12 protein-coding genes and 1 riboswitch are annotated in these 18546 nt (G+C 38.6%); of the genes, 8 read left to right on the plus strand and 4 right to left on the minus strand.

Annotation, left to right across the window (positions count from 1 at the left end; translation table 11 throughout):
• The first annotated feature begins 158 nt into the window (after positions 1–158).
• From ESV24_RS01705 to ESV24_RS01725, 5 genes are all read left to right on the plus strand, one after another.
• Positions 159–2027, plus strand: a complete 1869-nt coding sequence (locus ESV24_RS01705) for an outer membrane protein assembly factor BamB family protein (protein ID WP_111813807.1) — start codon at positions 159–161, stop codon at positions 2025–2027.
• Positions 2028–2129: 102 nt separating this feature from the next.
• Positions 2130–2855, plus strand: coding sequence for a DUF6498-containing protein (locus ESV24_RS01710; RefSeq protein ID WP_111813809.1), 726 nt, complete (start codon positions 2130–2132; stop codon positions 2853–2855).
• A 344-nt stretch (positions 2856–3199) separates the two neighbouring features.
• On the plus strand, positions 3200–5155 hold the full coding sequence (locus ESV24_RS01715; protein ID WP_111813811.1) for a tetratricopeptide repeat-containing sensor histidine kinase: 1956 nt from the start codon (positions 3200–3202) through the stop codon (positions 5153–5155).
• Between the two features lie 92 nt (positions 5156–5247).
• Positions 5248–5895 carry a response regulator gene (locus ESV24_RS01720; protein WP_111813813.1) on the plus strand — a complete coding sequence of 216 codons (648 nt, stop codon included), beginning with the start codon at positions 5248–5250 and terminating at the stop codon, positions 5893–5895.
• Positions 5896–6076: 181 nt separating this feature from the next.
• A complete protein-coding gene (locus ESV24_RS01725) occupies positions 6077–7621 on the plus strand; it encodes a M20/M25/M40 family metallo-hydrolase (protein WP_111813815.1) in 1545 nt (514 codons plus the stop codon).
• A gap of 102 nt (positions 7622–7723) precedes the next feature.
• On the opposite strand, the gene metK is transcribed toward ESV24_RS01725, so the two are convergent.
• From metK to ESV24_RS01745, 4 genes are all read right to left on the minus strand, one after another.
• Positions 7724–8977, minus strand: coding sequence for a methionine adenosyltransferase (gene metK / locus ESV24_RS01730; protein WP_014782562.1), 1254 nt, complete (start codon positions 8975–8977; stop codon positions 7724–7726).
• Positions 8978–9323: 346 nt separating this feature from the next.
• Positions 9324–9683 carry a response regulator gene (locus ESV24_RS01735; RefSeq protein ID WP_111813817.1) on the minus strand — a complete coding sequence of 120 codons (360 nt, stop codon included), beginning with the start codon at positions 9681–9683 and terminating at the stop codon, positions 9324–9326.
• Between the two features lie 29 nt (positions 9684–9712).
• A complete protein-coding gene (locus tag ESV24_RS01740) occupies positions 9713–10078 on the minus strand; it encodes a response regulator (protein WP_111813819.1) in 366 nt (121 codons plus the stop codon).
• Complete coding sequence (locus tag ESV24_RS01745) at positions 10075–14529, minus strand: chemotaxis protein CheB (protein ID WP_111813821.1); 4455 nt, start codon at positions 14527–14529, stop codon at positions 10075–10077. Before ESV24_RS01745 ends, ESV24_RS01740 begins: the two co-directional genes overlap by 4 nt.
• 272 nt (positions 14530–14801) lie before the next feature.
• Positions 14802–14921, plus strand: a riboswitch (SAM riboswitch).
• 126 nt (positions 14922–15047) lie between these two features.
• On the opposite strand from ESV24_RS01745, the gene ESV24_RS01750 reads away from it, so the two are divergent.
• The 3 genes from ESV24_RS01750 to ESV24_RS15610 are packed head-to-tail and all read left to right on the plus strand — an operon-like array spanning position 15048 to position 18521.
• Positions 15048–16343, plus strand: coding sequence for an O-acetylhomoserine aminocarboxypropyltransferase/cysteine synthase family protein (locus tag ESV24_RS01750; RefSeq protein ID WP_111813823.1), 1296 nt, complete (start codon positions 15048–15050; stop codon positions 16341–16343).
• 47 nt (positions 16344–16390) lie between these two features.
• Positions 16391–17398, plus strand: a complete 1008-nt coding sequence (locus ESV24_RS15605; RefSeq protein ID WP_317046781.1) for an alpha/beta fold hydrolase — start codon at positions 16391–16393, stop codon at positions 17396–17398.
• Positions 17376–18521, plus strand: coding sequence for a homoserine dehydrogenase family protein (locus tag ESV24_RS15610; RefSeq protein ID WP_317046782.1), 1146 nt, complete (start codon positions 17376–17378; stop codon positions 18519–18521). Before ESV24_RS15605 ends, ESV24_RS15610 begins: the two co-directional genes overlap by 23 nt.
• Positions 18522–18546 lie beyond the last annotated feature (25 nt).

The following is an 18546-nucleotide window of genomic DNA, read 5'->3' on the forward strand; positions in this document are numbered from 1 at the left end:
CTCGGTTTTTTTTAAAAAAGTCGCTGGGTGTGACATCCACATGCCTTTTCAGTTTTTGAAACTCAAAGCCTAAAACTTCAACAATACGTCAAATGCCCTATTGATTTCACCTTTTTAAAGAAACATCTTTGAACTATCAACTTATAAAACCCACGATTATGAAAACTTCAATATTTTTTTACACTTTAATCTGCTTCGCATTTATAACGCAAAACCCAATGTTTGCACAAAAGGCAGAACAACCAGACTTTCGGTATGATACGGGAGCCAAAATAAACGAAATGAGTTTAACCCAAGGAGGAACAATGGTGGTTGCTACAAATGATGGCCTAGTGGGGATTAAGCCAGGTAGCAACCAACTGTTGTTTAATTTTACGGAATACGGTAGGGTAAAACCAGAAGAACTCACATTTATTCCAAACGCACCTTATGTAATCATTTACCAAGGTGGCTTTGCCAATTTGAGTTCTAAAAAAACGGTCATTGACTATATTTCCGGAAAAACACTTTTTAGTACTGAAAGTAATGGATGGAAAGATGTTATAACATTGAACGTTATGATGCCTCAAAACAAATTGGTGGTAAGCGGAAATAGGACCTCAAAAGAAAAATATGCACAACAAGTTGCTGTTTATGACCTTAACACTGGAAAAGAAGATTATAGGTTCGATATTGGCGAACCAGGACGAGTAGGTATTGCAAAGACGTATATGGTAACCGGAATACCACTTTTGTTAAAAAATAGTCTGGTAGTGCCAACTTCGCAAGGGGTTTTTAATATGAAAGCTCAAACTGGAGAACTTATTTGGCAAAACGATATGAAGAATATGAATGCGCTTGTTGCCGATGTTACAGAAACTGAGATTTACGCTTTTGAACAAGTAAACCAAGGAAAAAACACCCGCATCCACAAATTAAGTGTAAATGGCGCAGAACTTTGGAAAGATGATCATAAAGTAAAAGGGCAGGTGGTTAACTTCCAAATATTGCCTAAGGGTATCGCTGTGGTAAGCAACCAAAGCGATGGCGGGAGCAACAGTGTTTTTGCACCCAGCAATGAATCCAACATTTCATTTTTAAGTGCTACCAATGGGGAAGACCTTTGGGACAAAGCTCCTAAAACCAAAGGCTACGTACAGCATTTCTATGTAATGGAAGACGGAATTCTCTTCGGAATTTACCAAGGCGGGATCAATAAAATTTCTTTTGAAGGGGAGACACTTTTCAAAAAACCCTTAAAGACAGGAGAAAATATTCTTACAATGGCACATACACCACAGGGATTGATTTATATAACTACCGAAGATGCAAATATTGTAGACCTAGAAACTGGCGAGCAAGTGTGGAATAAACCACTTAAATATAAAAGGGCAGATGCCGTAAGTTCTACTTTAGATAAAAAGAACAATCGGTATTTAATAAGTGTAGATGATGAATTGTTTGCTGTAGATGCCACTTCTGGTGAGGTTAGTACACTTGCAGAATCAAAATTTGATGGGAAGGAAGCACCGACCCATGTTGAGATTCGTGACGGTGGAATTTTACTTACCAGCGATCAAAATATGTTATTAATGGATTGGAAAGGCGCTAACCAATGGCAGGAATATTACAGAGCGCCCGGTAAAAGTGCAATGGGAGCAATCATTGCAGGAGTAGCGGCAGTAGCTTCTATGGCTGCTGCAACAGCCGCCGCAAACTCCTCTATGCAAAACAAACTAGCAGGATATGACAGTCAGTCTGAGCGCGATGCAGACTTGGCCGGTGGTATGGCAGTAGCAGCTGGCGCATCGATTTCAGAAATGCTAAAACGTTTTAAGGCAACGGCTGCAACTCAAAACGACCAATTCATTCTTACAAAACTTGAAGACGGTGTAGGACTTGTAAAAGTAAATAAGGATACCGGTAAAAAGGAAAAGGAAATTGTTCTAAAAGACAAGCAGCCGGAATATTTAGTGGACGAAATAGGAGGGATTCTTTATTACAAAGCAGATAACAATTCCATATTTGCTTACGATTTAACAAAATAATCTACTAACCAGATTATATTTCAAACTGAAAGTGATGTGAGGAGCACTTGAGGTTTTAAAACCCCATAGTAAAATATGGGGTTTACTATTTAAAAATTTTATATGCTAAAAAAAGTATTTTTTCCAAATAGCACCAATTATTATGTGTGGATTAATAGTCTTTTGATGCTATTGTTGTTGGCCGTCAATTTAGCGGAACCCATAACAATCGTTTTTGCATACTTTTTTGAAACTATAATTATAGGTATTTTTCATATTTTGAAACTTTGGTTGGTTATTACCAAAGGCAGTTCGAACAAACAAAACGGCAAAAGGTCGAAAAGTTTTGGACTAATTCCTTTTTTTATTTTCCACTACGGAATGTTTGTGCTCGTGCAATCTATTTTTGTGTTTAGCTTTTTTGAATCCTCTGTTCCCGGCATCAGTAATGGTTTTAATATTATTCACAACTTTGGAATTTTGCTCAATGAAAAGGGGATGGGCGTAATATTGACCTCTATCTTTTTTACAAACTTGGCTTATTTCTACAATAATTTTTTAGCTAATGAAAAATTTCGCGAATATGCTGCGGATGAAATTTTCTTTAGACCCTACGTGCGAATCTTTATTCAGCAATTTGTTGTTGTATTTGCAGGATTTTTCTTTGTGGTTTTTTCGGCAGCTTATGCCGCGGCGGTATTACTTATTTTCCTTCGTTTGCCAGTAGATTTAATTATAGTTTCAATTGAAAAAAAGTCGCCAGCTTTTGATGCAACTATGAAGAAATATTCAAAAAGTCACGATCACTTCTTACAGATGAAGAGAAAATATCAAGAGTTTTCAGAATAGCATTTAATAAATAAGGCAGATGCCCTATGTCCAAAATCGTAAAAGAGATTTATCTTTAAGATTGAATTATGTGTAGTCAAATGTTTTTTCAAATATTAATTATCATCATATGCCTTTCCGCAGGAATAGGTATTTTCATTTATTTTCATCTCAAAAATTCTTCGATGAACAAAATGCATCTTAAAAAAATTGCTAGCCTAAAGCGTAATTTTTTATTGAATTCTGAACAGATAAGGTATAGGAATACTGAAATTGGCCGTTACAATTTTTTAGAATACAACTTAAATGATGCGCTTGTTATACAGCCAAAAATTATCTTACATTAGCATCAGAAAATCAAATAGATGGCCCAAAAATCTTTTTTTATTCTTTATATCTTTTGTTTGCTTTTTTTTGTAAGCACTTCACAAAATCCTGTTCAGATAATAGACAGTTTAAAAATTCAACTAAATAAAGCGACAAAAGATATTGATCGGGCAAAGATAATAGCAGATTTAACTTGGTATTATAGCATGGTAAATACCGATTCAGCTTATGTCTATGGAAAAAAATCTATATATAGTGCCAAAAAGATTGGGGATTCAACCCTAATTGCACAAGCCTTAAGTGATTTTGCTGTGGTAAATTATAGTAAAGGAGATTTGAAAACAGCTCTTGATTATTATAAAAAATCTCTATTAATTAGGGAAAAACAGCGAGATTCTATCGGCATTGCTTCGCTTCATTATAAAATGGGTACTGCTTATCACAAAAAAACCCAGCTTGACAGTGCGATGATCTATTATCTAAAAGCGTTGAAGTTTTATGAAGATACTGGCAATGAAGTTTTGGCAAATTCTGCAGAGAGTAATATTGGTGCATTACATTTCAACCAGAAAAACTATAATGAAGCCCTTCGCTTTTTCAACAAGAATATTATTTTTTTTAGAAAGACCGACCAAAGCAAACTTCTGGGAAATGCGTTGGTCAATAAGGCGAGCATTCAGCTAGTGATGAAAGACACTTTAGAAGCTGTAAAAACACTAAAGGAAAGCATTAAAATTTCGGAAGCCATAAATAATGTTGAAACCCTAGGTGCATCTTACAATAATCTCGGGGAAGTTTTCATGGCGCAGAATAAAATTGAACAGGCAAAGGATGCATTGTCAAAATCAATTCAATACCGCAGTAATTCAAATATGGATGCTGATTTAACAAGTTCCAAGCTAACTTTGGCAGGAATCCATAATACATTGGGAGAATACAAAAAGGCACGATTGCTACTTGATGAAATTAGACCTTTTTATAAAAGGGAAGGAATCAAAGAAAAGCTATCAACTCTTTACTTGCAATATATTACGGTTTTTGCCAGTGAAAAAAGACCTGATAGCGCAAGATATTACAGTGCAAAATATGCCGAACTTCAAGAAGAGATAGTTGGCGAAAAAGCGTTAAATATCACCAATGAACTAGGCGCAAAATACGAATCCGAAAAAAAGCAAAATGAAATCCTAAAACAGCGCGCCCAACTGGCAGAAAAAGATTTGGAGGTTCGCCGCAAGAACACTTTTATCTTTGGCAGTTTAGGCTTCGCAATGTTACTGGGCCTTTTGGGTTATTTACTTTACAATCAGCAGAAATTAAAAAACCGTCAGCTACAGAAAGAGGGCGAATTAAAAACTGCTTTAGCGCAAATAGAAACCCAAAACAAATTGCAGGAACAACGCTTAAGAATCTCTCGCGATCTTCACGATAACATTGGCGCGCAACTAACCTTCATTATTTCTAGCATCGATAACTTGAAATATGGATTTACGGACATCAGTGAAAAATTAGGCGATAAATTAACCAGCATCAGCAATTTTACTTCCCAGACCATTTATGAATTGCGCGACACTATTTGGGCAATGAACAAAGAAAACATAACCTTTGAAGATTTGCAGGCGCGCATTGCTAATTTCATAGAGCAGGCTAAAAATGCTTCGGAAAGAACAGAATTTTCTTTCACAATTGATGAAACTGTAAATGAAACACACGTGTTTTCGTCGGTAGAAGGAATGAATATCTATAGGATTATTCAAGAAGCTGTAAACAATGCCCTGAAATACGCTTCCGCAGACGAAATTGAAGTGAATATACTAAAGGAGGAAGGTGAGTACTTCATTGAGATTGCAGATAACGGTGTAGGGTTTGATCAAGCTTCAATAGAAATGGGTAATGGTCTAAATAATATGAAAAAACGCGCAAGAGAGATTGGGGGGAAACTTCAAATAAAGTCTTCAAACCACGGAACTCGTATACTGCTGAGAGTGCCGAAATAATTTCTAACAATAAATAATACGGCAATTGCCCTATTTTATAGTTACTCCTTAAAACGTATTTTTAGTATCTTTAAACCACTAACCAACCGAGGATGCTTAAGATTGCAATTGTTGACGATAACTCTTTCCTTATACACGCCGTCAAGGAGAAGCTCTCCTTTTTTGATGACGTGGAGGTAAAACACACTTCTTTGAATGGTAGTGAGCTACTAACAAAACTACAGGAAAGCCATAAACTCGACTTGATTTTAATGGATATTGAAATGCCGGTTCTAAACGGTATTGAAACAACACAAATAGTAAAGCAGAAATATCCGCACATCAAAATAATCATGCTCACAGCTTTTGATAACGATGAACATATTTTCAACGCCATAAAAGCAGGCGCAGACGGTTATCTGCTAAAAGAAATAAATCCAAAAGATTTATACGACGGAATCTGTGAAACTTTAAATGGCGGTGCGGCGATGAATCCTTCCATCGCAATGAAAACCTTAAAACTGCTCAGAAACCCAATCGATATTCAAAATCCGCGGGACCAAGAAGAAATCTCACTTTCAACCCGCGAAGTTGAGGTTTTGGAACAATTAAGTAAAGGTTTGAGCTACACCGTGATTGCTGATCATCTCTTCCTTTCACCCAGCACGGTAAGAAAACACATTGAAAATATCTACAAAAAGCTGCAAGTGCACAGCAAAATGGAAGCGGTTCAAAAGGCGAAAAATCATAATATTATTTAGGAAGGGTTACTGTTGCTGCTATAGATACTGTGGCCACTATTTTTCTCTGTGTTCTCTGTGCCTCTGTGACTAATTATTGCGTTTATTTCAGGTGCATTCATAAAGTTTTCAGTAGTCTAAAATATATTGTAGTTTTAGGTTTTACTTCTGAAAAAATCCCTTGAAATTTAAACTCCTCATTATGAAAAAATTATTCCTAGTTATCTTTCTCTTATCAGTAACCTTTTCAGCTTTCGCCCAAGAAAAAAATCCGGTAATTGAAAACATTCAAAAAGAAGCTTACAACAATTCCCAACTCGAAATTCTCGGACACGAATTACTTGACGATATCGGCCCACGATTGGTTGGAACGCCACAAATGCAGCAAGCACACGATTGGGCAGTAGCAAAATATAAAACGTGGGGAATTTCCGCAGAGAATCAACAATGGGGCGAGTGGAAAGGCTGGGAGCGCGGTATCACCCATGTTGATATGGTTTATCCAAGAGTGCAAACTTTGGACGGAACGCAATTAGCTTGGAACCCTGGCACTTCTTCAAAGGGCGTTACTGCGGAATTGATTGTGCTTCCCGAAATAAAAGATTCTTTATCATTTCAGAAATGGTTGCCGAATGTGAAAGGAAAATTCGTGATGATTGCTATGAAACAATCCACCGGAAGACCAGACGATAACTGGAAAGAGTGGGCCACACCTGAATCTTTAGAAAAGATGAAGAATGAAAGAGAAGAAACTACGAAAGCTTGGAATGAAAACGTAAAACGAAGCGGCTATGACCGAAGAAGTATTATTCCCGCTTTGGAAGAAGCTGGCGCAGCTGGAATTGTAGATTCTTATTGGTCCAAAGGATTTGGTGTAAACAAAATTTTCGGTGCAAGAACTAAAAAAATTCCTTCCGTAGATATGGAATTGGAAGACTACACTATGCTTTACAGAATGGTGGAACACGGTGACAAACCGAAAATTCACGTAGTTGCGGAATCGAGAGATTTGGGAGTTGTTCCAACTTTCAACACAATTGCCGAAATAAAAGGAACTGAAAAACCCGAGGAATATGTAATTCTATCAGCGCATTTTGATTCTTGGGACGGCGGAACAGGCGCAACCGACAATGGAACGGGAACTTTGGTAATGATGGAAGCGCTGCGAATTCTGAAAAAAGTATATCCCAACCCAAAGCGAACTATTTTGGTTGGCCATTGGGGAAGTGAAGAGCAAGGTTTGAACGGTTCGTCTTCTTTCGTTGCGGACCATCCCGAAATTGTTAGTAATATTCAGGCAGTTTTTAATCAAGACAATGGAACCGGAAGGGTAACAAAAATTAACGGTGCAGGTTTTTTACAATCGTATGATTATATTTCGCGTTGGTTAAAAGCTGTACCCGATACCATAAGTAAGCATATTGAAACTACTTTTCCGGGAGGACCTGCGCGCGGAGGTTCAGACAATGCTTCTTTCGTGGCTGCCGGCGCTCCGGCTTTTAGTTTAAGTTCGTTGAGCTGGGATTATTGGAATTACACTTGGCACACCAACCGCGATACGTATGACAAAATTGTTTTTGACGACGTGCAGAGCAATGTAATTTTAACTGCAATTCTTGCTTATATGGCTTCGGAAGATGATGCCAAAACCTCTCGTGAGCAAGTTATTTTGCCAATGAATGAAAAAACCGGAGAGCCACAAACATGGCCAACGCCAAGAGTTCCTGAGAGGAAAGGGGGAATATAAATATTCTTAAAATTCCAAAATAACAAATCCCAAATCCCAATTGTATTTTTGGAATTTGGGATTTTGAGATTTATTTGGAATTTGGTGCTTGTATTTTGGAATTTAAATTCCAAATGCATCCTTCACTTTATCAACATAATCCAACTTCTCCCAAGTAAAAAGCTCAACTTCTTTTTCTATTCTTCCGTTGTAAGGGCTTTCAAAAACTTTTGAAACCATTTCAGGAACACGACCCATATGGCCATAAGCAGCGGTTTCAGAATAGATAGGGTTTCTCAATTTCAATCTTTTTTCAATAGCCGCTGGGCGCATATTGAAAATTTCTGAAACTTTTTTGGCAATCTCTCCATCGGAAATTTTCACGTTTGAAGAATTGTAAGTATTTACAAAAATGGAAGTCGGTTCTACAACACCAATTGCATAGCTAACTTGAATCAAAACTTCATCCGCAACGCCGGCAGCCACAAGATTTTTAGCAATATGCCGCGCAGCATACGCTGCACTTCTATCTACTTTACTCGGGTCTTTTCCGCTGAATGCTCCACCACCGTGAGCGCCTTTTCCGCCGTAAGTGTCAACGATAATTTTTCTTCCTGTAAGTCCGGTGTCGCCGTGGGGTCCGCCAATTACGAATTTCCCGGTTGGATTTATATGATAAGTAATATCATCGTTAAATAATTCCTGAACGTATTCTGGCAATTGTTTTTTCACTCGCGGAATCAAAATTTCAACAATATCTTTTTTGATTTTTTTCAGCATCGGCTCGTCTGCATCAAATTCGTCGTGTTGGGTTGAAACCACAATCGCAACTATTTTCTGCGGAACATTATCATCGCTGTATTCAATGGTTACTTGACTTTTTGAATCGGGACGCAAATATTTTATTTCAGAATCTTCACGTCGAAGCGCAGCCAATTCAATCAAAATTTTATGCGAAATATCCAACGCCAAAGGCATATAGTTTTCGGTTTCCTTTGTGGCGTAACCAAACATCATTCCTTGGTCGCCAGCGCCTTGTTCTTCTTTATTTTCACGATCCACACCTTGATTAATATCTTGGGATTGTTCGTGAATTAAGGAAATTACACCACAGGAATCACCGCTGAATTTATAAGCTCCTTTCGTATAACCAATTTTGTTGATCACTTCCCGGGCAATATGCTGTACATCCAGGTACGTGTTGCTTTTCACCTCGCCCGCCAAAACAACTTGTCCTGTAGTAACAAGTGTTTCACAAGCAACTTTACTTTCGGGATCAAAAGCTAAAAAATTATCTAAAAGCGCATCGCTAATTTGATCCGCAACTTTATCTGGGTGTCCTTCAGAAACACTTTCCGAAGTAAATAAATAGGCCATAAAATGTTTTTTAAATTTTAAAAAATTGAAAACGACGCAGGATAAAAAGACGTAAGACGTAAGACTAAAATTATTTCTTAATATGGATTAAATATATAATAGTCTTATGTCATTATTACAGAAGATTTGACGAAAGTGCCGAAGGGTAGTTTTCACTGCCTTTAGCATTTTTTAATGAGGTTGCAATCAGTCAAATCTGTCCTCTTAATTTGTCTTGGGCAAAAGTAAAAAAATTAAATGAATAGCAATTTTATTTGAAGTTTTTTGGCGAAATAATTAGTAGTGGTGCAATACCAACAAGTATGCATCTATGTTATTACTAAAAACCTTATAATCGAATTACCCCCTATTTAGGTAAAAGCTGTTCAATCTTTGCTATCAAATCGGCCATATCAAAGGGTTTGGAGATAAAATCTGAAGCTCCTGCCTTCATGCAGTTTTCTCGTGCGTTGCTAAGTGCAGACATCATTAGTACAGGGGTTTTGGAGGTAGCGGCTGTTTTTCTGATTTTGGCACAAACGTCCGTGCCGTCCACCCCGTAGATAAGTTTGTCCAGCAACACAAGTTTTATGTCATGTTCAATTATATCTTCATTGGTGTGCAGGGGTTTTCTAGACAGCATAACATCGTAGCCGCTAAACCCAAGCATTTCTTCGATCATGATTCCCAAATTGTGATCATCTTCTACTATTAGTATCTTGTTCATTGGGTAGGTTGTTTAGTATTGTTTTATTTTTAGTCGGTTTGGTTGAAGACCTTTTCAATCTTGTTAAAAAAGTCATTCATATCAAACGGTTTTGTTATGAAATCATGGGCTCCAGCCTGTATGCATTCTGCTTTTGCCTCCTCCAGCGCAGACATCATAATAACGGGAACGTGTGCCGTGGAGTTGTTGGTTTTTATTTTGTTGCATATTAGCAAACCGTCCAAACCGCCCAGAAACTTATCCAAGAGCACCAAGTCTATCCTATTTTCCTGGATATTATTATCTATTTCGCCCGGGTGTTGTTGCACCCAAACTTTATATCCCTTAGAAGTAAACATATATTTTAACATTTCCCCAATTATGCGGTCATCTTCAACTATTAAAATGTTCTTCATACATCCTTTATTTTATCGCTTCCAGAAATAATGGGAAGGGTAAAAATAAATTCAGATCCTTTTCCTTTTTTGCTCTTTAGGTCAACGCGCCCATTATGACGCTCTATAATTTCTTTGGCCAAATAGAGGCCAATCCCAAACCCGGTAAAGTTGGTTTCGTCTTTTCCACTTACACGGTAAAACCTTTCAAAGAGGTGTTCGTGATCCTTTTTGTCGATCCCGATTCCTTTGTCTTTTACGCTTACGGCCCCATTTTCTTCATCTACTTTGTAAACACGAACAGTAATGTTTTTATCATCTGGGGAATACTTGATGGCATTAGTAATGAAGTTGATAAGGACTTGGTTGATCCTGTCCTTGTCGCCATATACACTGAATGTATCATCATGGGTTATCTTTATTTTGTATTCGGCGTTGGTATATTTTATGTCCTGAACATTGCTTTCCACGAATTGGTTTATGCCGAATGTTTCCTTTTGCAATTCCAGTTTGCTCTCCTCCACACGCGAAAGATCCAGCATTTCTGAAATTAGTCGGGTAAGTCGCGATACTTGGTTGTCTATGCGCTCCAGGCTAGGGATCATTGGAATGGCGCCCAAGGTTTCCTGCGTCCCACTTTCCAACATGCTCAACAACAATTGGGTATATCCTTTAATGGACGTAACCGGAGTCTTGAGCTCATGACTTACCATTTTAAGGAAATCCTCCTTATTTTTTTCCTCATCCTTTAATTTCTGTATTTGGGTACTGGCACCTACCCACATATTTATTTTTCCGGTTTCATCCTTCACGGGAACGGCGCGGTTAATATGCCATTTAAAATCGCCATTTTTGTCAAGAATTCTAAATTCCATATCAAAATCGTTCCCAGTTTTCACTGCTCTCATCCAGTTTTCTTCAATTGTGGGCAACTCCTCTGGGTGCATTAATTTCCCCCAGCCTTCTTTTTTTATTTTTTTTAGATTCCATCCCGAAAAATCGGTCCAGACTTTGTTGAAAAAAAATACTTCCCCATCTGCAGTTGCATTGATTATCATGTCTGGCACCAAGTCGGTCATTTGGTGGTAACGGGCTTCACTTTCCCTTATTTCTTTATTCAATTCTGCCTCTGCCGTGACCACGTTGAGGATTATCGCCACACCCACAATATTTCCTTGAACATCCCTTTGGGGCTGATACACAAAATTATAATAGGAGAGTTCCTTTTTTCCGTGCCGCACTAAGGTTACGGGCACTTCATGTGCGCTATAGGGTTTCCCGGTTTTATAGACATCACGTAAAAGGTCGCCAAATCCTTGTTCTTCCAGTTCTGGTACCGAATCTAGGTATGGTTTACCGATAATTCCCTTCCCTTTTCCCAGTTGATTTAACAGGGCATCGTTAGCCACCGTAAGTATAAAATTTTCACCCTCGAGGATACCAATAAGGGAGGGGGAAGAATTGATCATTTCTTTATACTTGTGCTCGCTTTCTTCTACTTTTTTACGGGCAATTACCTGGTCGGTTACTTCGTTGACGATCACCATGATCCCGGTAATAATGCTGTCTTGATCGTACATGAGTTGGCACATAAAATTATAATACCCCGGTTCGGACTTTTTGCCCCTGCCCATTTTCACTTCCATTTCGTTCGCGTAATAAGGTTCCCCGCTTTTTAGTGCTTTGTACAGAAGTTTATTAATGCCTTGTTCTTTAAGTTCTGGCAACGATTCAAAAATGGGCTTACCCACAAAGTTTTTCCCTTTTTCAACCAACTGCAAGAAAAGATCGTTGGCCAGTTCTACTTTATAATTTTTACCTTTTAAAAACATGATGGCCACGGGGGCCTGCATTACCAAGTTTTTAAATTTCTCTAAAAGTTCTTGTTTTCTTTTCCAATGAAGCTTTTGTACCGTAATATCCTTAATTGCCAAGAGGATCAAATTCTTAGATCGGTCCTCGCGTTTAATCTCCGTGGCATTTAAACACATGCTGCGTTCCCCAATGTGTTCAAAAGTATGGACTACCTCAAAATCTTCAAAGCTATTTTTTTTGGACAGAATGGTTTCAAGCTGCCTCCGTAATTCGGGGATGTCCCATTGCTTGTTGCCCAATTCATAAATCAACTTGCCTTCAGTTTCCTTCTCTTTAGTATGGAAGGTTTTATAATAAGAATTGTTAGCGGCGCTTACTTTGAGGTTCTTGTCCAAAACCAACAAGGGTTCATGGATGGTTTCCACAATGCTTTCGGCATAATTGCGCTCTTCGGTTACCAGCTCGTTTAAGTTGATGAGCTCGTGGTTTATTACTGTTATTTCTTCATTAGTGCTTTGCAGTTCCTCCTTACTGGTTTGCAGTTCCTCGTTCAGGCTTTGCAGTTCCTCGCCTCCGCTCAGCAGTTCTTCATTTGCACTTTGCAATTCTTCATTGGCGGCCTCTTGATCCTCGGTGATGCTGCGCATATCTTCAAGGGTCTGCTCAAGCTCATTTTCCAATTGCCTGATGCGCAGGTCCTTTTCATCTTTTTCGGAATCTTTTTTATTTAGGGTAAGATCTTCCTGGGCTGCTAACTGCTGGTGAAACAGTACCAAATAATGCGGTTCAACCACATTTGGAAGCGGCACGGCTTCCAAAGAAATCATCTGCCGGACGTCATTTTCAACAAAAGCGATATTTTCTTTTGTAACCGAAGTGCCCTCCTTCATTACTTTATGGATGATGTTTCGCAACTCAATCGCCAAAGTTCCTTTTGCCATTTTGAACAGGTTATGGCTGGGCTTGCCACTTTGCTGCCCTAAATAACTGTTGGTGTTTCCATTAAAAAGAATAATATCCATGTCCTCATTCACCACAACACTGGCAGGGGTAAAGCGGCTTAATAATAGCTCGTCTGCTATTTTTTTAAAATCGGTACGCTTTTTTTCGGTTTCGGGCTCAGATTCTTCATTAGTATGCAACCTTTTTTCGCTATATCTCGTGGAGGACTTTATAACGGAAGTCGCCGAGTTTTTCCGCATATATAGCTTGTCTTTCTTATTTGCTGGGCTAAATTGCTCAGACAAACTGCTGTTAGTTTCCGATTTTCCAAGCAACAGATATCCATTTTCATTTAAGGAGTAATGAAACGTGGCAAGCGCTTTTTTCTGCAAGTATGGCTGAAAATAGATGAGTACGTTTCTGCAGCTTATAATGTCCATATTGCCAAAAGGGGGATCGCTCAGGAAATTATGTAACGCAAATACGCACATTTCCCTGATTTCTTTGTTAAGCTGGTAGCCTGTTTTGGTTTTGGTAAAGAATTCCTTCAGCCGCTTAGGGCTTACATTTTCCACTTCACTGGTTGTGTAGAGCCCTTTTCTTGCCTTTGCTATGGCGGGTTCGCTGATGTCTGTGGCAAATAACTGTATTTTAATACCTGCCTTAGCTGATTTGTCGCCATTTAATGTCGGGTTCGCATTTAAGTATTCCTTCAAGCAAATAAGAAGGGAGTATGCTTCTTGGCCGGTACTGCATCCTGCTGACCAAAGGCGTAAGGATTCATTGCCTTTTTTTTGCTGTAGCATCGGTATTAAGCGTTCGCATAGTGTATCAAAAACATCCACATCCCTGAAAAATGATGTTACGGGAATCAGCAAATCTTGGTATAACAAATCCTGTTCATCCTTGTTTCCCCTTAAATAGGAAAGATAGGTTGCTGGCTTTTTAATTTTATTGAGGGCCATCCTGCGGAGTATCCTTCGGCGGATGGTGGTCTGTTTGTAATAGGTAAAGTCTGTATTCTTGCGTATGCGCAACAACGAATGGATTTTCCGGAAAACCTCTTCTTCCTGATGCGAAATATCCTCTTTCTCAAACCCATTTCTATCCAAGGTGCTAACCAGTTCCAAAATTTTGGCTGGTATTTCCTCAGGCTTGAGTATAAAATCAACCACGCCAGCATCTACAGCGCTCCGGGGCATCCCGTCCCACTCGGCAGATTGTTGGTCTTGTGCAAAGGTAATCCCGCCATTATCTTTAATGGCCATTAGCCCCGCGGTACCGTCAGACCCTGTGCCGGAAAGCACAACGCCCAAGGAATGATTTTGGTGCACTTCTGCCAGCGATCTGAAAAAGAGATCAATGGGCAGGTTTCGCACGCTCTTATTGGGGGTAGGCCGCGGGCTAAGTTCCAGAACCCCATCATTGGCCAGCAGCATTTTGTTGCTGGGGATAATGTATATGTGATCGGGTTCTACTTTAATATCGTCTGCGATTTCCAGCACCGGGATTTTTGTAACCTTTTGCAACAGCTCTGCCAACAGACTTTCGTGGTTGGGATCTAAATGTTGCACAAGTACGTAAGCCATACCCGAATCTTCCGGGATGGCTTCTACTAATTTTTTAAATGCGCCAAGGCCACCGGCGGAGGCGCCAATGCCTACTACTGGGAAATTGTTAGCAGATTTTGTAAGGTTCTTTAATGGTTTGCCCAAGATGTTGTTTTAAATGGTTCAATTACTTTGGTTAGTTCTCTTGGAAGAGGGGAAAAATGAACGTTGGAATATAATACTTTATAGTTTTATTTTTCCTAATATTATGATAATAAATCCTCGGTGCAATTAAATTTTTTGTGTTCTGGCAACCCATAGAATTTGGAGGATCGTTAGATTGGGGTTGGGAATTTCTATATTTATTTCAAAAAAATTTGGTTATTAAATTTTTCTGACGTTATATTTGCGCTCACAAAGTTCAAACCTTTATTGAAATGTTATCAAGAAAGGCCGAGGGATTAGACCCTATGACGCCTTAGCAACCCTTTCTCAGGAAAGAAGGTGCTACATTCTACAACGATTCTGGAATTTTTAGAATTGACGATAGATAACGACAAGACAATTTCTAATCTGAAATTGCTTTTCATTTATTCTTTTTAACATTTTTCTATTAAAGTACGTCGCAAGGCGCATTTTGGCTTTTGTTTTAATCTTTTTATTAACTCAAAAAAACTAGAAAAATGAGTACACAAAACAAATTCGCAACAAACTTGTTGCACGCAGGACACGATGTAACCGCTAACGGAGGAACCAGAGCGGTGCCAATTTATCAAACTTCAAGTTACGTTTTCAAAAACAGCGACCACGCTGCAAACCTTTTCAATCTTTCTGAACCCGGATTTATTTATTCGCGCTTAAACAATCCAACGTGCGATATTTTGGAAAAACGTTTGGCGGCTTTGGAAGGTGGCATTGGCGCAGTTACTACAGCTTCTGGCGCTTCTGCCATTTCAACCACATTTTTAACATTGCTTCGTGCTGGCGACCACATTGTAGCATCTAGCAGTTTGTATGGCGGCACTTTCAATTTGTTGAATGTTACTTTACCGCGTTTGGGAATTACAACCACTTTTGTGGATGCTACGGAGCCTGAAAATTTTGGAAAAGCAGTTAAAGAAAATACCCGTGCAATTTTTATTGAATCTCTTGGAAACCCAAAGTTGGATGTTTTAGATATTGAAGCGATTGCAACTGAAGCGAAAGCAAATAAAATTCCGCTTATTGTGGACAACACGGTTGCTTCTCCAGCTTTATTGAATCCCATTGCGCACGGTGCAAATATTGTAATCCATTCGCTAACCAAATACATTAACGGAAACGGGACAACCCTTGGCGGCGCAATTATCGATGCCGGTAATTTTGATTGGACCAACGGGAAATTTCCCGAATTCACGGAACCTTCCGCCGGATATCACGGTTTGGTTTATTCCGAAGTTTTAAAGGAAGCAGCTTTTATAGCGAAAGTACGTCTTGAAGGTCTTCGCGATTTCGGCGCTGCGTTGAGTCCGTTTAGTGCTTTTCAAATTATTCAAGGTTTGGAAACTTTGGAAATTCGAATTAAAAAACACAGCGAAAATGCACTAAGATTTGCAAAATGGCTTCAAAGTCGCAAAGAAGTGGCTTGGGTGAATTATCCCGGTTTAGAGGAAAATCCTTATTTCAACCTCGCACAAAAATACCTTCCCAAAGGGCAAAGTGGTTTAGTTACTTTCGGCGTAAAAGGTGGTTTTGAAACCGCTAAAAGAGTAGTTGATAATGTGAAATTATTTTCACTTTTGGCAAATATCGGCGATACAAAATCCTTGATAATTCATCCAGCAAGTACAACCCACCAACAATTAAGTTTGGCAGATCAAACTGCATCTGGCGTGAGTCAAGATCTGATAAGACTTTCTATTGGTTTGGAAAATATTGAAGATTTAACGGCAGATTTGGAGCAAGCTTTCGAAAGTGTTTTTAAAGAGGAATTGGTTTAATGTTTTAATCTCACGTCTAATATCTCACGTCTAATATCTCACACTTAATGTCTCAAATCTCAAGTCTAACCATAAAAGAATACACCACCAAAAGTGGATTTCACTTTAAAAACCTTCCATTAACCTATCAGGTTTTTGGAAAGAAATTGGGTACGGCGCCCATTGTTTTAGTGACGCACGCACTTACCGGAAACAGCAATGTTTGTGGTGAAAACGGTTGGTGGAAATCTTTGATTGGTACTGAAAAGTGCATTGATGTTAACAAATATTCCATTCTTGCTTTTAATATTCCCGGGAATGGATACGATGATTTTTTCATTGAAAATTATGAAGATTTTACCATTTATGATGTTGCCCAATTGTTTTTAATAGGATTAGCAAAACTACAAATACCGTCGGTTTTTGCAGGAATCGGCGGTTCTTTGGGTGGAAGTATTTTGTGGCAAATGGCAGTTTTGAAACCTGAATTGTTTCAGAATTTAATTCCCATTGCAACCGATTGGAAAGCTACAGATTGGTTGATTGCGCAATGCAGAGTTCAAAAACAGATTTTAAATAATTCTGATAATCCTGTGCACGATGCACGTATTCACGCAATGACTTTCTACAGAACGCCGCAATCTTTTAAGCAGAAATTCAAAAGAAGTTTGAGTGAAACGGCGCCCATTTATAATGTGGAAAGTTGGTTGCTCCATCACGGTGAAACTTTAGACAAACGTTTTCAGTTGCAAGCCTATAAATTGATGAATCACTTATTGATGACGGCGATTTGTGAAACAGAAGATGAATTCTTGGAATTAGCCTCAAAAATTGAAGGAAACATTTATTTGGTTGGAATAGACAGTGACGGACTTTATTTAAATGAAGAGATAAAAGAGACCTATTCTTTATTAAAACCTATAAAAAGCAACGTGCATTTTGCTGAAATAAACTCCATTCACGGGCACGATGCATTTTTAATAGAATACGAACAATTGGCGGGAATTCTGGACCCCATTTTTAATTCAGAAAAAATTACAAAAACAAAAAATCATGAGCACGCAAATATTAGATAATCCGGTTTTGGACCGAATTGACCTAAACAATATAAAAAAGAAAAAAATAAACATCGCCATTTTTGGCCACGGAAATGTGGGCAGCCATTTGGTGAATCAAATTATCTCCTCGAAGGAGGAGATCTCCCGAAGACGCGATTTGGAGCTGAATATTTTCGCTATTGCCAATTCAAAAACCGTTTTACTTCAGCAAAAAGATTTGAAGAAAAATTGGTTGGAAGAAAAAGGAAAGTCTGGAAAAGCGTATAATGTAGAAGATGTAATTTACTTCGCAAAAACCAACAATCTTCAAAACCTGATTTTGGTTGACAATACAGCAGATGCTGGCTTTGTCCATAATTATTCGGCTTTTGTTGAAAATGGTTTCCATTTGGTTTCCTCAAACAAAATCGCCAATACGTTGGACTTGAATTTTTATAAAGAACTTCGCCAAAAATTGACTTCCAAAAAACGTCAGTATTTATATGAAACGAATGTGGGCGCAGGACTTCCGTTGATTGATACAATCAAACTTTTACATCTTTCGGGAGAAAATATCACGCGAATTCGCGGGGTGTTTTCGGGTTCTTTAAGTTATATTTTTAATACATTTTCGGAAGAAGACAGATCGTTCAGCTCAGTTTTAAAATCTGCAATCGATAAAGGATTTACAGAACCAGACCCCCGCGAAGACCTTTGCGGGAATGACGTTGGAAGGAAATTGCTTATCTTGGCTCGTGAATTGGATTTGCATAACGAGTTCGCTGATATTTCAATACAAAATCTAATTCCAAAGGATTTGCGCAGCGTTTCAAAAGAAGAATTTTTAACGCGATTACAGGAATTGGACGTTCCGTTTCAAATAAAAAAGAAAAATCAATCGAAGGACTGTGTGTTTCGTTACGTTGCAGATTTGCACGGCGATCTTTCAAAAGAAACAGGCGCACTTTTGGATGTGAGTTTGGCTTCGGTTCCAAAAAATAGTATGTTGGGAGCACTTCGCGGCAGCGATTCAATTTTTGAAATTTATACCGAAAGCTACGGCGAAAATCCAATAGTTATCCAAGGCGCAGGAGCGGGAGCAGCAGTTACGGCACGAGGCGTTTTCGGGGATATTTTGCGGATTAGCGACAAAGAAAACTAAACTTCCTGCAAAGGTGTCCCCCGCT

This window comes from Aequorivita lipolytica (assembly GCF_007997135.1).
In the GTDB taxonomy this organism is placed as follows: Bacteria; Bacteroidota; Bacteroidia; order Flavobacteriales; family Flavobacteriaceae; genus Aequorivita; species Aequorivita lipolytica.

Excerpts from the sequence above, each read along its gene's own strand:
- ESV24_RS01705 (WP_111813807.1), top strand. The coding sequence starts at position 159 with ATGAAAACTTCAATATTTTTTTACACTTTAATCTGCTTCGCATTTATA.
- ESV24_RS01710 (WP_111813809.1), top strand. The coding sequence starts at position 2,130 with ATGCTAAAAAAAGTATTTTTTCCAAATAGCACCAATTATTATGTGTGG.
- ESV24_RS01715 (WP_111813811.1), top strand. The coding sequence starts at position 3,200 with ATGGCCCAAAAATCTTTTTTTATTCTTTATATCTTTTGTTTGCTTTTT.
- ESV24_RS01720 (WP_111813813.1), top strand. The coding sequence starts at position 5,248 with ATGCTTAAGATTGCAATTGTTGACGATAACTCTTTCCTTATACACGCC.
- ESV24_RS01725 (WP_111813815.1), top strand. The coding sequence starts at position 6,077 with ATGAAAAAATTATTCCTAGTTATCTTTCTCTTATCAGTAACCTTTTCA.
- metK (WP_014782562.1), bottom strand. The coding sequence starts at position 8,977 with ATGGCCTATTTATTTACTTCGGAAAGTGTTTCTGAAGGACACCCAGAT.
- ESV24_RS01735 (WP_111813817.1), bottom strand. The coding sequence starts at position 9,683 with ATGAACAAGATACTAATAGTAGAAGATGATCACAATTTGGGAATCATG.
- ESV24_RS01740 (WP_111813819.1), bottom strand. The coding sequence starts at position 10,078 with ATGAAGAACATTTTAATAGTTGAAGATGACCGCATAATTGGGGAAATG.
- ESV24_RS01750 (WP_111813823.1), top strand. The coding sequence starts at position 15,048 with ATGAGTACACAAAACAAATTCGCAACAAACTTGTTGCACGCAGGACAC.
- ESV24_RS15605 (WP_317046781.1), top strand. The coding sequence starts at position 16,391 with ATGTCTCAAATCTCAAGTCTAACCATAAAAGAATACACCACCAAAAGT.
- ESV24_RS15610 (WP_317046782.1), top strand. The coding sequence starts at position 17,376 with ATGAGCACGCAAATATTAGATAATCCGGTTTTGGACCGAATTGACCTA.